The sequence below is a fragment of the Brucepastera parasyntrophica genome (assembly GCF_022376835.1).
Classification (GTDB): domain Bacteria; phylum Spirochaetota; class Spirochaetia; order Treponematales; family Treponemataceae; genus Brucepastera; species Brucepastera parasyntrophica.
This window is the reverse complement of record NZ_CP084606.1, coordinates 1,376,114-1,395,395: the sequence shown is the minus strand read 5'-3', so window position 1 is coordinate 1,395,395 and position 19,282 is coordinate 1,376,114. Positions and strand designations below refer to the sequence as shown.

The 19,282-nt window shown below is 48.1% G+C and carries 13 protein-coding genes and 1 pseudogene; 6 read left to right on the top strand and 8 right to left on the bottom strand.

All coding sequences use genetic code 11. From position 1 onward, the window contains the following. Window positions 1-137: 137 nt before the first annotated feature. Window positions 138-515, bottom strand: a complete 378-nt coding sequence (locus tag K7I13_RS06610) for a hypothetical protein (protein WP_255948919.1) — start codon at window positions 513-515, stop codon at window positions 138-140. Between the two features lie 338 nt (window positions 516-853). Next, entirely contained in the window at window positions 854-2,245 is a 1,392-nt protein-coding gene (locus K7I13_RS06605; RefSeq protein ID WP_255948918.1) for a YncE family protein, read from the bottom strand. 152 nt (window positions 2,246-2,397) lie between these two features. Here K7I13_RS06605 and K7I13_RS06600 point away from each other — a divergent pair, with 152 nt between their 5' ends. The 3 genes from K7I13_RS06600 to K7I13_RS06590 all read left to right on the top strand — a co-directional run bounded on the left by K7I13_RS06600 (window position 2,398) and on the right by K7I13_RS06590 (window position 6,700). After that, on the top strand, window positions 2,398-3,567 hold the full coding sequence (locus K7I13_RS06600) for an alpha/beta hydrolase fold domain-containing protein (protein ID WP_255948917.1): 1,170 nt from the start codon (window positions 2,398-2,400) through the stop codon (window positions 3,565-3,567). Between the two features lie 102 nt (window positions 3,568-3,669). Then, entirely contained in the window at window positions 3,670-5,484 is a 1,815-nt protein-coding gene (locus tag K7I13_RS06595; RefSeq protein WP_255948916.1) for a proline--tRNA ligase, read from the top strand. 232 nt (window positions 5,485-5,716) lie between these two features. Further along, window positions 5,717-6,700, top strand: a complete 984-nt coding sequence (locus tag K7I13_RS06590) for a DUF7954 domain-containing protein (RefSeq protein WP_255948915.1) — start codon at window positions 5,717-5,719, stop codon at window positions 6,698-6,700. Here K7I13_RS06590 and K7I13_RS06585 read toward each other — a convergent pair. Further along, complete coding sequence (locus K7I13_RS06585; RefSeq protein WP_255948914.1) at window positions 6,697-8,040, bottom strand: BamA/TamA family outer membrane protein; 1,344 nt, start codon at window positions 8,038-8,040, stop codon at window positions 6,697-6,699. The two genes, K7I13_RS06590 and K7I13_RS06585, sit on opposite strands and share 4 nt — an antisense overlap. Window positions 8,041-8,157: 117 nt before the next feature. Between K7I13_RS06585 and radA the strand changes: the two are divergent. Then, a pseudogene (radA, locus tag K7I13_RS06580) lies at window positions 8,158-9,506 on the top strand (DNA repair protein RadA). 192 nt (window positions 9,507-9,698) lie between these two features. On the opposite strand, the gene K7I13_RS06575 reads toward radA, so the two are convergent. Genes K7I13_RS06575 through K7I13_RS06565 form a run of 3 tightly spaced genes read right to left on the bottom strand, consistent with a single transcriptional unit; the run spans window position 9,699 to window position 13,250 of the window. Beyond that, window positions 9,699-10,877: a TraB/GumN family protein gene (locus K7I13_RS06575; RefSeq protein ID WP_255948913.1), complete on the bottom strand. Its 1,179-nt coding sequence runs from the start codon at window positions 10,875-10,877 to the stop codon at window positions 9,699-9,701. Continuing rightward, window positions 10,846-11,850, bottom strand: a complete 1,005-nt coding sequence (locus K7I13_RS06570) for a DHH family phosphoesterase (RefSeq protein WP_255948911.1) — start codon at window positions 11,848-11,850, stop codon at window positions 10,846-10,848. The genes K7I13_RS06575 and K7I13_RS06570 overlap by 32 nt, the downstream gene beginning before the upstream one ends. Window positions 11,851-11,855: 5 nt before the next feature. After that, entirely contained in the window at window positions 11,856-13,250 is a 1,395-nt protein-coding gene (locus tag K7I13_RS06565; protein WP_255948909.1) for a tetratricopeptide repeat protein, read from the bottom strand. 56 nt (window positions 13,251-13,306) lie between these two features. Here K7I13_RS06565 and K7I13_RS06560 point away from each other — a divergent pair, with 56 nt between their 5' ends. After that, a complete protein-coding gene (locus K7I13_RS06560) occupies window positions 13,307-15,241 on the top strand; it encodes a hypothetical protein (RefSeq protein ID WP_255948907.1) in 1,935 nt (644 codons plus the stop codon). 5 nt (window positions 15,242-15,246) lie between these two features. On the opposite strand, the gene K7I13_RS06555 is transcribed toward K7I13_RS06560, so the two are convergent. Further along, a complete protein-coding gene (locus K7I13_RS06555; RefSeq protein WP_255948905.1) occupies window positions 15,247-15,717 on the bottom strand; it encodes an L-asparaginase family protein in 471 nt (156 codons plus the stop codon). Window positions 15,718-15,758: 41 nt separating this feature from the next. Further along, entirely contained in the window at window positions 15,759-17,576 is a 1,818-nt protein-coding gene (locus K7I13_RS06550) for an asparaginase domain-containing protein (RefSeq protein ID WP_255948902.1), read from the bottom strand. A 273-nt stretch (window positions 17,577-17,849) separates the two neighbouring features. Here K7I13_RS06550 and K7I13_RS06545 point away from each other — a divergent pair, with 273 nt between their 5' ends. Further along, a complete protein-coding gene (locus K7I13_RS06545; RefSeq protein WP_255948900.1) occupies window positions 17,850-19,280 on the top strand; it encodes an MGH1-like glycoside hydrolase domain-containing protein in 1,431 nt (476 codons plus the stop codon). The last annotated feature ends 2 nt before the right edge of the window (window positions 19,281-19,282 follow it).

Below are 19,282 nucleotides of genomic sequence, written 5' to 3'. Positions count from 1 at the left end.
TTTTTTCCCCTTTGCTATTGAAGACGGGGTGTCCGATTTTTCAAAGACAAATACATCTGCAAAGAGTTTCGCATAGCTGCCCGCGCCGGGGTTTGTTTTAACCGAAAAAAATGAACCGTCACTGTAGGAAACACTGATTATTTTTTCCGAGCTGGTAATTGTGTATGTGAAAGTGTTTTTCTTTTTTCTGCCGTTTTGATAACCTCAAAAAACCCGGCCGTGGTGACTTCGCAAAGTTTTTCATTATCTTTTCTGAAGCCGAAAATTTCACCGATTTCAGCGGTATATTCCCCTGTCTGGTCTTTTTTCGGGAGATTAACATATCTGCTGAGGTCCCCTTCCTTTACTACCGCGAAACTGCCCGCTACATAGGCTTTCCGGTCGTTAATAACTTTCTTTTCAATCAGGATCCCGGTAAGCGCAATATCAGTACCTGATGTATCTTTCTTTCCTGAAGATACGCAGCTGAAAAAAACGGTTGACAGCAGCAAAAACACGCAGAGAATTTTTTTCATAGGTAATTCCTTATCAAACTAAATTAAAGCCTCTCTCTATACTATATACCCGGGACCGGGTTTTTTCAAATAAAACAGCCGGAAAATGCGTTTTTCCGCTGCTTTCCCCCCTGTTTTTGGGGGGCGATCCCGCTTTTTCCTGCCTGACAGCGAACTCTTTGCCCTTCTGTCCGGCTGGAACTTTTTCACTGCTTTTGCAGACGGGGAAAATCCTGCGAGGTCCTTTATCCGGTGAAATTCGTACAAACAGTTCTGGCCAGCCTTGTTGTTGACTGACCGTCAGTCAGTTTTCGCTGTTTGTTGACTGACCGTCGGTCGGTTTTTCATATGCCGGTAAATCAGAATGCGGTCTCATACAGTTCCATATTTGCGTCAAGAAAATCAGTGAATACAAAAAATTTTCCGTCAGGGGATACCGCCAGTCCTGTCGGTTGGTTCCGGCCCCAAATCCGGCCGGCCGGACTGAGATCCTCTGCTGATAAAACCGAAACACTTCCGAAATCGGGTCCCGGTTTTGTGTAATCCTCCGGATTGTTTTTTCCTCTCGATGAAACATACAGATATTTTTTATCAGGCGAAAACACCATGGTATTCAGGTTTGGGCCAACATACACCGCCCGCAAAACTTTTCCGTTTTCCGCGTCCGCTGTAATAACCCGGCCTGCTGCCATATCGGTAACATACAGTTTCCCGCTGCCATACAGAATATGCCGGCATGCGCCAGGCCCGCTGTGCAGTTTGAAATTCCGTATAACCTTTTGCAGAGCGATATCAATGACCGCGACCGTGGCTTCGTCAAATATGGCTGTGTACAGCAGTTTCCCATCAGGGGAAAAAACCATTCCGCGCGGAGTTCCCCCTGCCGGAATTCTGGCGACGACTTTTTTTGAATCGGAATCGAAAAGACTTATGTCTCTGCTCTGCCAGTTTGATACCGCGGTAAGGGTTCCCCCGGGGTTCTGTACAATTACCTTGGGCATCGCGCCTCCGGTTTTGATCCCTGTCTTGTAAGCAAGTGTGCCGAGATCATAGATGTGGACCTTATGGTCTTCCATATTTGATACCCACAGTTCGCCGCGTTCGGCGTCAGCCAGGGCTTCCACAAATCCTTTTGCGCCGCTGCCCGGAACGGTCAGCCGCTGTTCAAAAACCAGCATATCCTGATTATTTCCGGGAGAAAAACTGAAAACATCAATTCCGCTTTCATTTAAAAGAGGAACGAAAATCCTCTTTCCGTCCGGAGAAAAAAAAGCGCTCTTTGGCTGTTCCCCGGTCCCGATTTCCGTGACAAGCTGGTATTTTCCAAGTGCTGGTTCAAGTTTTATCTGGAGGATGTCTTTGCGGAGCCTTCCGGAAATTTCTTCCGGCCTGAGGTACTCCGTCAAATAGCCGGGACTGTAGAAGCGGAGGGAGTTCGAGCCTGATTCAAGTCTGAGCGAAAATATTCCGCCGCTCCGCTCTGAGGGGACCAGTTCCTTGCCCGCGCAGTCAATTTTTATATCGGGAGGCGCGGCCTTGACCATAACAGTATAGGGGAAATCCTGGCTGTCAGGAAATGTGATTTTTAAAGATTCCGTATTTGACCCGGGGCTTTCCGCGTTATCATATTCCGGGATTTTATCCGTATCGCGTAAGCCCGGGATGTTTTTTTCTCCGGTGCAGTTTGTGAGCGGAAGAAGAATAAAAATCCCGGCACAGAGCAGAAGCCATGCCGGAGGAAGATATATCACCTGTACTTTTTTCTGTACGTCATAAAAGTGTTACGGAATTATATCCCGTGTATCCGTTTTCATCAATGAAATAAAATATTCGAATTTTGAATAATGCAAAATCTTGTGTTATACTGATAACTAACTAAAATGTATAAAGGCGGGTATCTATTATGAAAAAGATCCATTTTCTGTGGACCGCGCTGCTTTTTCTGTGCGGAATAATTGTAACCGGATGCAAAGTTTCTGATGAAGCTCCGTCATTGTCCCGTCCGGGAGTCCCGGACGCGGAGGCAGGATATGAAAGGCTTTTTATAAGCTGGGCCGCGGTAACCGGCGCGGATTCATATGCTGTTTATTATAATACATCCAATGATTCCTCCTCGGCGCTGAAATATAACGATACCATACAAACTCCGGACATAACCATAACAGGTCTTGAAAACGGCGTCGCCTATTATGTCTGGGTACGGGCGGTCAATTCGCAGGTCGCAAGCAGTCTCAGCGAGGCCTGCGTAGGCACCCCTTCGCGGACATACCGGGACCTGTCATACGGTTCTTCTTCCGCCCAGGTTCTTGATATTGTTTTTCCTGAAAATCTTGAGGATGTGACTCCGCTGAACGCCATTTTATTCATCCACGGCGGCGGCTGGCAGTCCGGCGATAAGGATGTGTATGAAGAAGCGATCATGGACAACGCGGATAATTACCATGTCATAACAGCCGCAATGAATTACCGGATGTTTGGGGAAGGCGCTGACTGTGCCGATATGCTTGAAGACATTGACGAGGCCCTTTCCCTCATAAAAACAAAGGCCCTGGACCAGGGTGCGCAAATCGATAAGATCGTTTTAATGGGAGCTTCCGCCGGTGCGCATCTTTCCCTGCTCTATACGTACAAGAACCATTCTGTTTCACCCATCCCCATTGCCTTTTGCGTCGGCCAGTCAACTCCGGCGGATTTTACGGACCCCGAGGTATTTACAGGTTCATGGAGGGATTATATGCTTTCCTGCGCTTCAAATCTGACCGGGGAAGAAATAACAGTCAGTAATTATACTGGAAAAACAGCCTCTCTCTTGTCGGTATCCCCGGTCAACTATGCGGCTTCTTCCGTTCCTCCCACGCTTCTCGCCCACGGAACAAATGATGATCTGGTCCCTGTATCCAATGCCAACCGACTGAAAGCAGCTCTCGACGCGGCCGGAGCTGTTTCGGATCTTTTTATATATCCGAATTCCGGCCATGAGCTGGATAATCCCGATGATTCGGGTGTTAATACAGCCTTCTTTACAAAAATGCTCGAGTATATAATCAGCTATATGGGATTTTATGCCGGATAAAGTGATGACAGGCTTTTTTTTGCAGATGGTATATCCGCTGTCCGGGCTTATTGAAGATTTTGCCTCTTTTATATAGAATATTTTCAAAGAGGTATTATTATTATGCGAATGTCTCAAATGCTGCTGCCCACTTTACGGGAAATACCCGCCGAGGCGGTTATTGCAAGTCACCGGCTGCTGCTGCGGGCCGGTATGATACGGAAACTTTCAAACGGTCTTTTTGCCTATCTTCCGCTGGGATTGAAATCTTTCCGGAAAGTTGAAAATATTGTAAGGGAAGAAATGGACACCATCGGCTGTCTGGAATTCAAGCCTCCTGTAGTCGTCCCGGGCGAAATCTGGCGTGAATCCGGCCGCTGGGAAACAATGGGCGAGGGAATGCTCAGGGTAAAAAACCGTATAGACCAGGAGCTTGTTGTCAGTCCAACGGCGGAAGAGGCCTTTACCGCTCTTCTTCGTTCGGAAGTTTCTTCATACCGGCAGCTCCCGCTCCTTACCTATCAGATCAATACAAAATACCGGGATGAAATCCGTCCCCGATACGGACTGATGCGGTCCCGGGAATTTACCATGAAGGACGCATATTCATACCATGCTTCGGATGAAAGCCTTGATGAAACCTACAAGCTGTTCGGAAAGGCTTACCGTCAGATATTCAAACGCTGCGGTCTGACGGTTATACCTGTCAGCGCCGACTCAGGCGCGATGGGCGGAAGCGGGTCCGAAGAATTTATGGTGGAATCCGAAGTAGGGGATAATAATCTCATTCTCTGTCCTTCCTGCGGGTACGCGGCAAATGATGAAAAGGCCTCCTGCGCGCCGGACCCGATTTCTTCCGGCCCCGGCAGTACACCTGCGGACGTCCCCTATGCCCCCGTTAAAACTCCCGGGGTAAAGACAATTGACGACCTGACTTCTTTTCTGAAAACAGTCCCGCAGGCCTTTATAAAAACACTTATTTACCGGGCTGTTAACTGCGAGCTTGATCTGGAAAACGCCCCGGGATGTGAACATCTCGAACGGATTGTTCCGGCAAATTCTCCCGCCTTCTATCCTTCAGCCTTTTTTGCCGTCTGCATCCGGGGAGACCTTGATGTCAATGAGGCGAAGCTTGCCGCAGCGCTGAAGTCAAGCGAGGTTGAGCTTGCTTCCGATGTCGCAGTTGAACGCGTGACCGGTGCTCCGGTTGGTTTTGCCGGTCCTGTCGGCTTTACCTCCGCGCCGATAATAACCGACAATTCGGTTATGCTGATGCATGATACGGTCACCGGAGCCCTCACGGTTGATTTACATTTTGAACATGTTGAACCGGGCCGGGATTTTTCTTCCTGGATGACAGCTGATGTGAGGACCGTTAAAGCGGGGGACAAGTGCCCGGTCTGCAATTCGGTTTTTTACAGCAAGAAGGGAAATGAACTGGGCCATATTTTCAAACTGGGATACAAATATACAAAGACCATGAATATGCTGTATCTGGATGAAGACGGAAAACAGAAAAATCCGGTTATGGGTTCTTATGGTATTGGCGTTGACAGAACCCTCGCTTCGATTGTTGAAGAACATAATGATGAAGATGGAATTATCTGGCCCATGTCGGTTGCTCCCTTCCATGTGGTAATCGTTCCGATTAAATATGATGGTCTTATGAAGGAAGCCGCGGACAGTCTCTATTATGAACTAACAATGCTCGGTGTGGAGGTCCTGCTCGATGACCGCGCGGAACGTCCGGGCGTCAAGTTTAAGGATATGGACCTTATCGGCATTCCGCTCAGGGTTGTGGTAGGAGAAAAGAATCTTCCCAACGTTGAAATAAAATTCCGGAAAGAAACGGAATCATCCCTGTGTCCAATAGAGGAAGCGGGAATGAAAATTTCCAAGCTGGTTTTTGCGGAGATTTCCGCCGGTGCGCAGGAATAGACGTGTTCGACAACCCTGTTGGCTGGCAAACACGTTTTTGCAATTTTTCGCCTAGAGGCTGCGAAATACGCATTTTTCAATGGATGTTGTTCGGAAAACTGAGGTTTCCGAACAACTCTGATATACTTTTGAGGTTACAGTAATGAAAAAAACAATATGCAGTGCGGTTCTGGGAATATTCTGTCTAGGCTGTTTTCTTTTTGCGGAGAATACTTTTTTTTCCGGATATCCTTTGAAAAATTCCGGTGAATATGTAGTATACCGGGATTATACCTGGGCCGATCCGACCTGGGTAGGGTTTCTGTTTTATGATAATTCCACATACGGGGCTTTTTGCGTTACTCCGTCGACGGGATCACGCGTCGCCATTTTATTCAGAACTGAGACCCTTGACGGTCAGATGATTCTGACCGGGCAGAATATTATTTCCGAGATTACACAGGATGATGTCCTCGCAGTGAACTATCTTATGCAGCTTTTGCCTGATATGTACAGATGGCGCTCATCGGCCGAGCAGGGCGCGGGAGCCGGCATTGCGAAAATAAAAAACCGGCCGGCCCTGTTTCCGCCCGCAGTGCAGCAGAAAATCTCGGCCCGGGAATTCGGCGGCGATGTTGTGCTGACCTATACCCCTGAAACGCCTTTTTTTAACCTGCACACTATGACAGGTGCGGATGGAGGCGTGCTCCTCCAGCTTGTGCGAACAGGACAGATTGATTTCGGCGGCGATTCCGTTTTCTTTGAATTTGTCCCGGTTCCTGAGGACATAACCCCTGACCGGAACGGCTCTTCATATATGGTCCCGAAAAAACGCAAGGCGGAAACAAAAACTGTTGACGGAATCAAACTGAAGCTGGATGATCAGTGGACAATGGTTGCCGACAACGCTTTTTTTCTCGGCAATGAGGCGGTGATTCTTGTTGACATTCTTGATTATGAAGAAACAGAAACCGGCCCTGAAGATATGCCCATCCTGCTCCTCAGGCTTTTTTCTTTTTCCGGCAGGGATACCTGGAGCATTCCTTCGGAAATGACAGTAACCGGCAGCGCAAAAAGATTCCGCATCGACAATACTTTTTATGATTCGGAAAACGATACTCTCCGCAGGAGTATTAAAGTTTGTATCCCGCAAAAAGAAGGGTATGCCGTTATCAGTCTGGCGGTCACCGAAAGTGTGTACAGGGCAAACCGGAAATATTTCGACGGTCTTTTTTAATATGCAAAGCTGAAACTGAAATTAATTTCGTACCGCTTGTTGCCTATCCTGGACTCCGGCCTGAGGTCATAGGCAAAGCCCAGACGCAGAGGCAGTGATTTCATGTGATTGAGAATAACCATAATATCACTGCCGATCGCGAACCCGTAATCAGCCAGATAGTCCGGGTCGCTGTAAGCCGAAACAAAAATAAAATCGGCACTCGGCGCGAGGTGGACTTCCAGAATTTTCAGGCGGAGTATCCTTATCTGGATACCGGTATTCACATAGAAGCCGTAATTCCCTTTCAGTTCATTATCGCGTATCCCGCGTATGAATCTTCCCGCCTCCAGGGAAGGCGGTCCCGAATTAATAAAAGCTCCTGCCCTGAAATTCGGGTTGATCCATTCTCCCGCCGCAAAATACTGGCAGTATTCCAGTGACGACGAAAAGTCATGATACGCTTCTGCGTGAACTGGATCCGCATAATTGTAACCTATATCGCCCCTGATTTTGATACCTTTTCGGAAATTCCCCGTCCAGTTTACATTATCAAATGAAAAAATCTGGCCAACCTGAATCTGTGTCTTGTAGGGACCGTATTGCAGATAGTCAGGGTTTGAAACATCTACCAAACTGTTTGCGAGTCCTGCCGTGTACATAAATGAGGACGATGTTGAAAAAGATTCAGTAAAAGGATAAGTAAGCATAATCCCGCCGGTAAGAGAGGTATGCGTCAGTTTTACCTGCGGGATTCCGCGGGCTGTCGTTTCCTGATTGATTTTCACTAAAGCGGCCACTACTGTCAGTTTTAATCTGAAAATCTTTATCCCCTGCCACATTAATCCAAATACCAGATCCGGATCCGTCCATTGCAGGGAATCATCCGCAGCCGGCGGAGCCATATAAACTCCCGCCAGCATGAGGTCCTGCATTGTCCCGAAAATGTTCGGCATGTTGAGAAACACCCCTGCCGCGAAGCCCGAATTGCTGTTATAAAATGCGAAGGGTATGGGGAGAATAGGTATACCGTCTTCAACCTTTGTTCTCAGAACTACCTGTATCGGACCATCAGCTTCCGGTTTGCTTTCGCCGCCTTCCTGATCCGGCGGTACTGCTCCCTCTTCAGGATATTCAATATCAACGGATGTTTCCTTGAATAATCTGAGGTTTTCCAGCTCCTGTTTTCTGTATTCGGCAAAGGCTTCAAGTTCCGATTCGGAACTGAAAATCCTGCCTTCGGCAGTACCAAGCTCATCAAGAAGTCTTTTTTCCCGCGTTCTTCCGGATATTTCAAAAACTTCTTGTGCAATAATATATTTCTGTTCCGCAAAAGCCAGACACGGTATCAGAAAAAACAACAGAAACGAGCTGCATAAAAAACGAATGCCTGAAAAAATTTGCATATATGCAATATGTATATATAAAAAACGGGTTTTTAACCAGCCCAAAACCCGTTTTTCTGGTATAAATATAGTATGTGCGCAAAGAAAAAGAACGGACAAACTGAATTCCGCTGTTCCCAGTGCGGATATACGCAGCCAAGATGGCTGGGCCGCTGTCCCGAATGCGGGGAATGGAACAGTTTTGACGAAATCCCCGTCCAGGGAACGGGCGGTCCAAATAGCGGACACCATATGGCATTCCAGCAGGCGGTACCTCTTTCTTCGGTGGAAGCCCAGGACGGGGTCAGACTTTCTACCGGAATAGATGAACTTGACCGGGTTCTCGGCGGGGCCGCGATGAAACGTTCCGCGGTTCTTGTCGGCGGCGAACCCGGCATAGGAAAATCCACACTTTTACTCCAGGCCGGATCATCGGCCGCAACAGGCGGGCGGGTTCTGTACGTGAGCGGAGAGGAATCAGCCGCTCAAATACGGTCCCGGGCCGACAGGCTGGGAATAAGTGTAGATAATATAGAAATTCTCTGTACCACCCGGCTTGAGGATATTGTCCATGCTCTGGACACCATACATCCCGTGTTTGTTATTATAGATTCCATCCAGACCGTTTACTCCCCGGATGCCGGTGTTGTTCCGGGGACCGTTAACCAGCTGAAACTCTGCGCGCAGGAGCTGGTCGGCTGGGTAAAAGAACGCGATTCAGTCCTGTTTCTTGTTGCTCATATTACCAAAGAAGGGACAATTGCCGGCCCCAAGGCCCTCGAGCATTTAGTTGATACTGTTATTTCCTTCGAAAAAATAATGATGAAATCCGGTTCCTGCGGGCTCTGAAAAACCGGTTCGGTTCGGTAGACGAGCTCGGCATTTTTCAAATGACGGAAAACGGACTTACTGCGGTACAGGACCCTTCGACTCTGTTTATTATCCGGCGTACCGGTGAACTTCCTCCCGGTGTGGCGGTAGTGCCTGTTTTTGAAGGGAGCCGTGTTTTTCTGGTGGAAATTCAGGCCCTGACGGTAAGCGCGAAGAGCGCGATGACAAGGGTTTATTCGGACAGGATCGATGCGGCGAGGGTCAGCCGGGTCGCCGCGGTGCTTGAAAAACGTATCGGCCTGCGTTTTTCCGATCAGGATATATATATTAATGTGGCCGGCGGTGTTCGTCTGACGGAAAGCGCGATTGACATTGCGCTGGCTGTGGCGCTCTATTCCGCACGTACGGATATCCCTTCTCCCGGTCTGACTGCCTTTGTGGGGGAACTGAGTCTTGCCGGGGAAGTCCGGCCGGTCAACCGGCTCAAGCCACGCGTAAAGGCGGCCAGGACTCTCGGATTTACCGTAATTTATACACCGGAAGAAATCCCGGATTCACTGAAAGTAGGAAATATCAAAGAGGTTATTACGGCTGTCTTCGGAAAAAAGTAACAGTTTTTTAGCCGCCGGGATCCGTTTAAAATAACAGCAGGCCAATCTATCAGACTGGTCTGCTTATACCGTTTTATTCGAGGCGAGGGTTTAATCAGCCTGCGGCTGGTTCTGTAAGGTATGTAATGGCCGCTTCCGCGACCTGTGAATACCCCCAGACCGAAGGGCTGCCCTGCTCTGCGGCGGGGTATTTTATTTGATCAGCGTGCCTATCAAAGACGGGACAGCAATAAAATTGCCTATTGCTCCGCCCAGACTGGAAAGCAGAAAAACAAGCAGAACATGGGTAATACGGTTTTTATAAAAACCCTTAACGGATGTAATATCGGAAGAAAGGTTTTCCATATCAATAACCCTCGGTTTTCGCGCCCAGGCCTGGACGAGGCCCGAAAAAAGCCCCACGCCTATAAATGGGTTAATGGTTGCTATGGGAGCCCCGACAAAGGCGGTCAGTACTGCGAGCGGATGACCCAGAGCTATCACGGTTCCAAGCGCGGCAAGCGATCCGTTCCATAATATCCAGTTAAGAAACATTTTCAGGGACGCTGCCGCGCCTCCGGTAAAGAAGCCGGCAACAATAAGGGCTACAATAAGCGCGGGAATAATCCATCCCGCTATTTTGCTGCCGATACCTTTCGGCGGAACAGTTGAAATGTCAGATGTGTCGGAAGACATTTTTCCGGAAGCGATTTCCGTAATTATTGATTCAGTTCCAGGCAGGTGTCCCGCGCCCAGGACGGCAACAATCTTTTTGCCAGGCGCTTCCCAGATATGACTTGCCAGATACCGGTCCCGCTCATCTATCAGCACTTCCTTTACGGTCGGGAGATAGTCGGCAAGTTCGTTCATCATACTGTCCATTGCACCCTGATTTTTCAGGTTTTCTATTTCTTCCGCACTGATTTCTTCATTGCTGAAGGCACTGGAAACAAGGGCCGCAAGCAGTTTGCTTTTGCCCCAGAAACTATTTTTTGCCCAGGCTCGCTGAAGGGTTACCTGTATCGGCCTGTCCACCATTACCGTACCGATACCTTCTTCCTTTGCAATGGTAATAGCTTCCTTCATTTCGTCTCCGGGCTTTATGCCGATACCCTCTCCCATACGTTTCTGAAAAGAGGATAAAACAAGATTTGCCAGAAGCAGAAAGCCTTTGCCTTCTTTCAGGACTTTTGTAATATTGAGTTCCTGCCAGCCTTTTTCATTTGTAATTGACTGGAGCCTGCCCTCATCCAGTTCGACACACACACAATCAGGGTGTTCGGTCCGGATTATTTCCGCAACTTCATCTATACTTTCTTTTGATATATGTGCTGTTCCGACCAGAATTATTTCACGCCCGTCAACAGGTATGCGTTTTACTGTTTGTTTCATTATCATTCCCTTCTTTATATGCCGCAACTTCCTGCGCGATCAATTTTAAAAATTTATTTGCCCCCGGATAATCCTTTGCGCGGATTACTCCTCCGGCCATTTCAGGATGGCCGCCGCCGGTCCCCATGTTTTTCAGAGCATTACAGATAACATATCCCGTATCAATGTCCTTTTCCCGGGATCTGGCTGAGAGGCGGTATTCGGGGCCTTCTTTTTCAAGTACTACAGCAAATGTAATTTCCCTTAATTGCAGCAGAAAATTGGCCAGAACAGAGAGCAGTTCATTGGGGTAATCTCCGTGGACTTCCAGAAATAAAATAGTATTTTTCCTGTGATAAAACTGCATCGCGCGGGCAATATCCGGCAGTTGAGTTATGCTGAGTGATACAGAGATAAACTGCTGCGCTAGATAGCTGTCCCCGGTAAAATAGAGATGATAATGGGCGTCCAGATCTGTTTTGCTTACCCTGCGGGACAGGGAGGCTGTGTCCAGTTTTATGCCGGCCAGAAGGGCCGTCGAGGTTGTCCTGTCCGGTATTTCCCCCGCCTCATTCCAATATGTCCAGATAATTGACGAACAGGACCCGACTTCGGGCCGGATGTCTACAAAGGGAGCCGTTGTTTTTTTTCTGACAGGGTGATGGTCTATTATTCCGACAAGTTTGCCGGCAAGTGTTTTAACTGTTCCCAGCGCCGGAGAACCGTCGACTACAATAGTCTGGTATTCCTGACTGTTATCCAGTTCCTCAAGCGGAGTCATATGAATTTCCAGTTTTTCAATCATTTGAGAAAGGGATATGCTCTGCAGTGGTCCCCCGTAAGTTATAAAGCAGGAATAATCCATACGGAGCAGCAGCTCGCACAGCCCGTAAGCGGAACCGACCGCGTCGTGATCAGGGAAATCATGCGTTTGAATCAGGACCTTCTTTTTCCGGTCAAGTATGCTTGTCAGCGTCTGAAAGGCTCTCTCCATATTTATCAGCTTCCCAGGGTTTCAAGAGCCGCTGCTGCCAGCCGGTATTCGAAAAAGGTCGGGCGTTCAAACGCGACAACCTCATTATAGGTTTTCTGGGCAAGCGATTTGTTTTTGGAAATATCATAGTATGCGGCCATATAATACAGCATCTGATAGCGCTTGTGGAGCTGTGTTTCCTTCATGATTCTGTTAAGTACATCCGCATCACCGGTCCGCTCTGCAAACATCCTGCACAGATAATATTCCGTTGTATTGCGGTCAAGCGTCGCTATATATTTTCCCATGAAATTCCGGGCTTCCGCCGGCTGGTTCATCTGATAATAAGCAAGCGTCATCATAAGCGCGTATGATGAATTCTGGGGTGAATAATAGAGGGCCTGTTTAAAGGCTTCAAAACTGCCGACATAGTCCTTTTTTTCCCACAGGAGTACGCCGAGTGCCTCCGTTGCATAGTAATACTGCGGGAAAATTTTACAGATATATTTATAGTCGGAAATGGCTTCTTCTTTATAACCCAGATCGTCATTCAGCCCTGCCCGGTAAATATAGGCAAGAAACTGTTCCGGATCAATGCGGATCGCTTCCGTAAACTGGACCCGGGCGTCTTTCAGCTTTCCGGCGTTAAACAGATACAGGCCGCAGTCAATGCGGTATTCATACACATTCGGATCAATGGATATTGCCCGCTGGATATCTTTCAGCGCGCCCGCGCGGTCATCCGCGTCATATTTGACGCGGGCCATTTCGGCCCACAGCGTGTCCGATTCGGGATTTTTCTGCAGGGCAAGATTCAGCGTGCTTTGGGCCTGTGAGAGTTCTTCCTGCATATAATATACCCGGGCCAGGTATAAAAGCGCTTCCTGGTTTTCCGGGTTTGCGGCAATCGATTTGAGGAGCCAGTTTTTTGCCTGCTTATAGTTCTTTTTTACCAGAAAATCGTATCCGAGCTGGGCCATGGCGTCGCTGTGGCCGGGATCAGCCTGCACCGTTTTATTCAGATACGCAATATGAGCGCGCGAATCTTTCCTGGCGCTCGCAAGGATCGACTGGATATAAAGAATATCGGCATTCGCCGGATACTGTTTTTCAAGCTCGCCGGCGAGGGCTGTGGCCTGATCAAGATAACCGGCCGAAATCAGGATTGAGAGTTTCAGTTTCTGTATGGCGAGGCTTGATGCGTCCCATTCCGGCACGGTATCAAACAGAGCGAGGGCCTCATCCGTCTTTTCCGCTGCGAGTAATCTCTGCAGTTCTTCGGCAAAAGCAACGCGGGAATAGCCCTTTTCCACCGGTTTTTCCGGCCCCGGCCGTTCCGGCGGCTGTGTTTTACAGGCAAAAAAAACGAAACAAAGCAGTCCGCAGAGTACAAATAGCGTCTGTTTTGATAATATTTTCATAATGAACCTCACAAAGAAGTTGATTTTGTTGCGTTCTTTAAGTTACACTCAAGCAAATGGCAACGAATGTACTCCGCAGAATTATTTTATTAACTGTATTATATCTTTGTATAATTTTCGGCATTTTTGCAATACAGTTTACAAATAGTAATGCTTTCACACTTTCCATCGGGACCCTGCTCATTTCCGGTTCACAGCAGGCGGGAGAAAACGGGCTTAAAACCCCTCTTTTGCCGGTGCATTTTACAATGAACGGAGTTGATTTTTTTCTGGATGACCAGAGGCCTCTGCTTGCATACGGCGCGTCCGGAACAGCCGTTCCGCTTTCTGTTATTTCCTTCAGGCAGGAAGACAATTCTTTTATAATTAACTTCAGCGAAGATACCTCCGTAACCTTCAGCGTTGAAAAGCGGAATGAGGCTGATGTTCTGGCCCTGAGCGCCCGCATGCCGGCGAAATACCAGAAAATAGCCTTTCCATTCAGGCTGATGCGGAACACCTCTTTTAAAGAAGATGAAAGTCCCGTAAAGGTTACATCGGGAAAAAAACAATATGTTTTTCTCGGGACCGATGTTCTTCCCCAAACCTCATCAAACCAGAATCTGCAGATATTCCGTTCCTCGCCGGTAGTTTACTACCAAACATACATTCCTGCAATGGGTGTCTCAATAGAGGAAATTGCGGGACTCATTGACGCAAGTGAAGAAAAGTATAACAGTTCGCTTTCCCGTTTTGCGGATAACGCTCTTGTTTCTTTCCGGGAATCCGTAGCCGCCGGACATATTTCGGAGCCGATCGCGGCCGCCTATCTTGCCGAAATGGGGAAGGGCGGCGAGTACCTTGCGGGTCTCCGGGCTATCCCCGAAGCCTTCCTGCGCAGTTCCGACAGGACCTGGCTGACAAATCCTTTCCTGGGCGGTCTTGAACGTACCTGGGCCGGTTATATTACCCGGAGCAGGGATACCAGAGCAAAAATTGCTTCCGATCTGCGGCTTAATAACGGTGCTGTTTTTCAGACCCCGGAGCTCATACCCTATCTGATAAATGCAAGTGCAAGCGGTATGATAACCGATTTACTGAATTTTACTCCTTCATTTAACACAGAGTTGCTGACTGCCAGACAGGCTGCCGGTGTTCTTGAGGCAATGATGGATATGGCTTATTATTTGCCTGGACGCGAAAATGTGTTTGTACCGCTTACGGAAAAATGCGAAAAAAAACTGCAGGATTCCCTGGTTCTTGTGCAGAACAAATTATTTATCAGCGATAATACCCAGGAAGCAGATACCATTGAAACTTTCAATATCGCTGATATTCTGATCCGCTATGGCTCCGAGTATCCCGGCAAGGAAGACTGGAGGCACATAGGGTATTATCTTGTGAATTCACTTCTTGATTATTCCGGAGACAGGGCCGCGCTTCCCATGCAGTTTATCCTGTCATCAGGAACCGGCCAGTCTTCCGGTCCCAGAGATATGATAACGCAGCATGAGCAAATGCTGCCTCCTTCGGAACTATATTCCCATATTATAACCGGCAGTACCTGGTATCCCCACGCGGTAAATCTTTCAAAGACAGCCGGCGCCGGTATATGGGCATGGACAATAGCCCAGTCAGTTACCGCGGAAAAGCCCGAGGCTAATATTTTAAGCCTGCAGGTGCGGTTCCCCCTTGAACATTCCCATTATATGGTGATTTCCGGCGTAAAGCCGTTTTACCGCATTCAGATCGGCGGCATAGACTTCCGTACTGATCCCCGGTTTGAAACATATAATTCCTCCGGGTACAGGTACAATGAAAGGACGGAAACCCTTTATCTCAAACTCCGGCACCGGACCGAGATAACAGATGTTGTGTTATATATGGGAAACCCGCCCGCGCCGGCCCCTGAACCTGCTCCGCCGGCAGTGCCGGAACAGGCTGCGCCGGAAGAAGTCATTACGGTTATTGAGCCGGCGAATGTTCCGGCTCCGCTTCCGGGGTCCCGGTAAAGAACTCAGCGCTGTCCTGCGTTTTCAAGTATTTCATCAAGCTCTTCCAGCGAGTCGCATACAAGGCTTGCGGCGAAATACAGGGCGACCGCGGATTCAGTGGTAAGAGAACCCATTGGAACGGCCCCTTCACGCCACATTCTCCGTGATGTGGAATACCCGGAAAAGTCCACGACAGCTTCCTGCTGTGATGTGCAGAAAAAACGGCAATTTCTTTTATGTCCCTGAATGAGCAGGGGTTTAAGCGAATACGGTCCTTCTTTCATATTCCCTGTTCCCTTTTCGTACAGTTCCAGGAAAAAATACAAGACTCCCTTATCAATAAGCGCGGAAAGATGATTCGCGCGCATTCCGGGATAAATGCGGCAGATGTGCATTCTGTCCGCCGCTTCGCATAATATCTGGCTCATTACATAACGGTCCGTATCCTTTATATCCGTAAGAAGGCCCAGCCCGCTATAAACCATTTCGTCCATATTCCAGTTCGTAAAACCCGAATGCGCCGGCCTCAGAAATTTCAGATTAAGCGGGGACAGGGTCCGTTCCCCGAAAACAACATATATTCCCTTTTTTTCTCCTGCGCAAGTACTATCGCCCTGTTGAGATTTTCACGGGCTTCATCCGGCATTTCGTTTTGTCCTTTAGTTTCCGGGGGCGTATTTGAAGCCGTAAAAATTATCGGGACCGGAGTATCCGCAAACAGCCAGTATATAAGGGCCGCCGTATAGGCCAGTGTGTCGGTCCCGTGTGTGATTACAATACCGTTTGCCGTATCAGATGAAATTTTTGACGCTATAGCATAGATCAGGGCTGCCCAGTCCGCCGGCTGGATTTCCTCGCTTAAGAGACTGTGTGAAGTTACCCGTTCAAATCTGATATGCCGGGAAAGTTCCGGTGAAACCATTGTTTTTAGAACTTCCGTATCTCCTGCCGAAACCTCGCCGTTGTCAACATTGCCTGAAATAGTCCCGCCCATTGCCAGAACATATACAATACTTATTTGCAGTTCCTGTTTTAAAAGGGTTTTCACAACAGTCGGATCGGCCAGCCCGCGTGTTTTTTTCATAATGAGGCCGGTCAGAAATTCGAGCGGCCCCATTTCGGCGTCTTTCAGCCTTTTAACTTCAGGTTCATTTTCCTGAATTGTTTTCCGCACCAATATACCCAACTGCTCCGGGTCGGTAATCTGCCGCCAGTTATTTTCCTGCAGCAATGCGCCGGGGTCCCGGTCGGTTTCTATGACCGCAGTTATAAGGTGCCGCGCTGTTGTGCTGTTAATTACACGGTTGTTATACATTGCGAGAATGGCCGCAAATCTGCGCGGCGACAGGGGTGAATGCTGGATGGATTTTCCCTCTTTCCTCAAAATGCCGGTAACATCGGCCATGAGCCAGTGAGCGGTTTCCATTGCGTCCGCTCCGAACGTGATCGTTTCCTCGAAAAAATCCGCCCGGGTTTTTTCATCGCAGATAAACTCCGCCCTGTTCCTGGACAGGCCCCAGGTTTCAATCAGCCGGTTTTGCCGTTCCGAAGGGTGTTCGATTGCCGACGCCCGCAGCTCGGCAAGCAGTGCGGGCGGACATTTAAAGGCGGGAGCCCCTGCTATCGGAAAAACTTCCAGATTGGAAACTGATTCCCTCGGCTGGTAAAATTCGGTTTGTCCCTGTCTTTCATTCCAGATTCTGCTTTCCGAAACAACCTTTCCCCCGGAAGAAAGAATATTTTCCTGGCGGTGAAGCTCCGCGTTTATGGCCTTCCGTACAAAGTTGAAGGAATTCAGGTTGCGGAGTTTAACATAATAACCGGGTTCATCCGGATAACTTGCCAGAGATACATAGGCATTGCAGCGGATCACATTTTCAGGCAGAACACCCTTAAGTATTCCCATATACTGAATCCGGCGCCTCAGTTCAGATAAAAAGATTTCCGCCTCTTCTCCCAACTCAAAACTGGCGCCGGTACGGATGCGGATACTGGGGGCCCCGGCGTAGGAATAATCCATTTTTGCCTTGCCTTCGCTGTGTGTCAGCCTCCCGGCATCTTCTTCAATGCGTACTTCCGTAACAGGTATCCGTTTTTTTCTGCGGTGGAATTCTATATCCATAAAACCGTTGACAGCAATCTTTACTGAAGCTCCTGAGAGGGCAAATTTTTCAGGCAGGTCAGGGGCCCCGGCCGGACGTTCATAGGGGGCCTGCCCGAGCAGTTCACAGTCGAGGGCATGGGCCAGTGTGTAGGCCCTTCTGACAGCCTGGGCGTTTATTTTGAGAACCGCATTATCTTCCCGGCGGCATACGGACAGGTCCCGGCTTTTTCCCCCAATTTGCAGGAACAAAAGGCTTTTTCCATGGCCGGAAACAGAATCCGGACTTCAAGAAATACATGTGACTGATACATTATACACCTTTACTTTACGTTTCTGATGTAAAGAATTAGTTAATTCCTTGCATCAGAAATACTCGCAATCGGATATGGTCAAATAATCTGAATTATTTGACCATATTGCCCTCCGCGGCAATTTTTTACGTCAAAAGTATATAATTTTTTGCAAATATATGATATACTTAAAAATTACAGCGGTGATTTAAAATATCATGAAGGAGCAAATGTGAACAAGAGAGACTTCCCCAAGGTTCATTTTTACGACCAAGATTTTGTCGATATTTACGACAGAAGCTGGGCCTGGATTCAGGATTACTGGATTACGCCAGATGTCAAGGGGCTCTCTCCGGAAGGTTATTTCATTTATCCTGACGGTGAAGAAATGACAATTAACCAATACGAAACAATTTTCTCCTCCTTCTTTTTTGTCTACTCCAACCGGAATTACCAGTCAAACCAGAGCCTCGATTTTTTTTATGAACACCAGGAAGAAAACGGCGCCATCCGCTGGAAATACAATCTGCTGACGGGGGACCCCATTCTTACAAAGGATAATCCGGAGGGAATAGGGCTGCCCCTTTTTGCCTGGGCGGAATTCAATCTGTTTCACAAATCGGCGAACAAAAAACGCATTAAAGATATTATGCCCGTTCTGCAAAAGTATATGAACTGGGTCGACGCGACTTTCAAAAAGGAAAACGGGCTGTATAAGGTTCCTCTCAGCGCCACGACAATGACAAATTCTCCCCGGAAAAAGGCCGCGTATCTGGTTGATTTTAATACCGCCCTTGCGGTGAATGCTCTGTATATGTCTGCGCTGGGTGATATTCTTAACGATCGCGACCTGGGTTTTCAGTATAAACGGATGTATTTTTCCCTTAAAACGAGGATTAATTCACTGATGTGGGATCCGAATACCGGTTTTTATCACGATATTGATGAACATGAAAACCGTTTGCCGCAAAAAACAATTGCCGGGTTCTGGCCCCTCCTTGCTGAAATTCCGAATGAAGACAAGGCGGAAAAACTTATATCCCATCTTCATAATCCACAGACATTCGGTGTGGACCATCCCTTTCCCAGCCTTTCCGCTGACGATCCCGAATACGATGAACGCGGAATGGGATACCGCGGAAGCGTTTTCCCTCATTTCAATTTTATGGTTATTAAGGGACTTGAAAAATACCAGCGTTATGACCTTGCCCGCGAATGCGCTATAAGGCACCTGTATTATGTCCTTGACGCCCTTTCCCCGAACGGGGAGCATAATAAGGGTTTTTTGTGGGAGGCTTACATGCCCCAGAAAGAAGGTCCTTCCCACTGGCCCGGAAAGGAAGGGTTTCCCCGGAAACAGTACCTTCCGTATGCCGGGCTTTCAACCATAGCGCTCATGATCGAAAACATCATAGGGTTATCCATAAGTCTGCCGCGTAAAACTGTTGACTGGATTATTCCGAATCTTGAAGTCATGGGAATTGAAAATCTCAGTCTCAAGAGAAATCTGATAACTATTCTTTCCAATAAGAGCCAGCGGGGCTGGGAGATTCACATGGAAAGTGAAAAGCTCTATTATTTTACCATTAATATTCTGGGGCAAAAGAAGAAGACGCTTCCCATTCCTTCCGGAAAGTGTTCAATGCTGATAGATAAATTATAAGG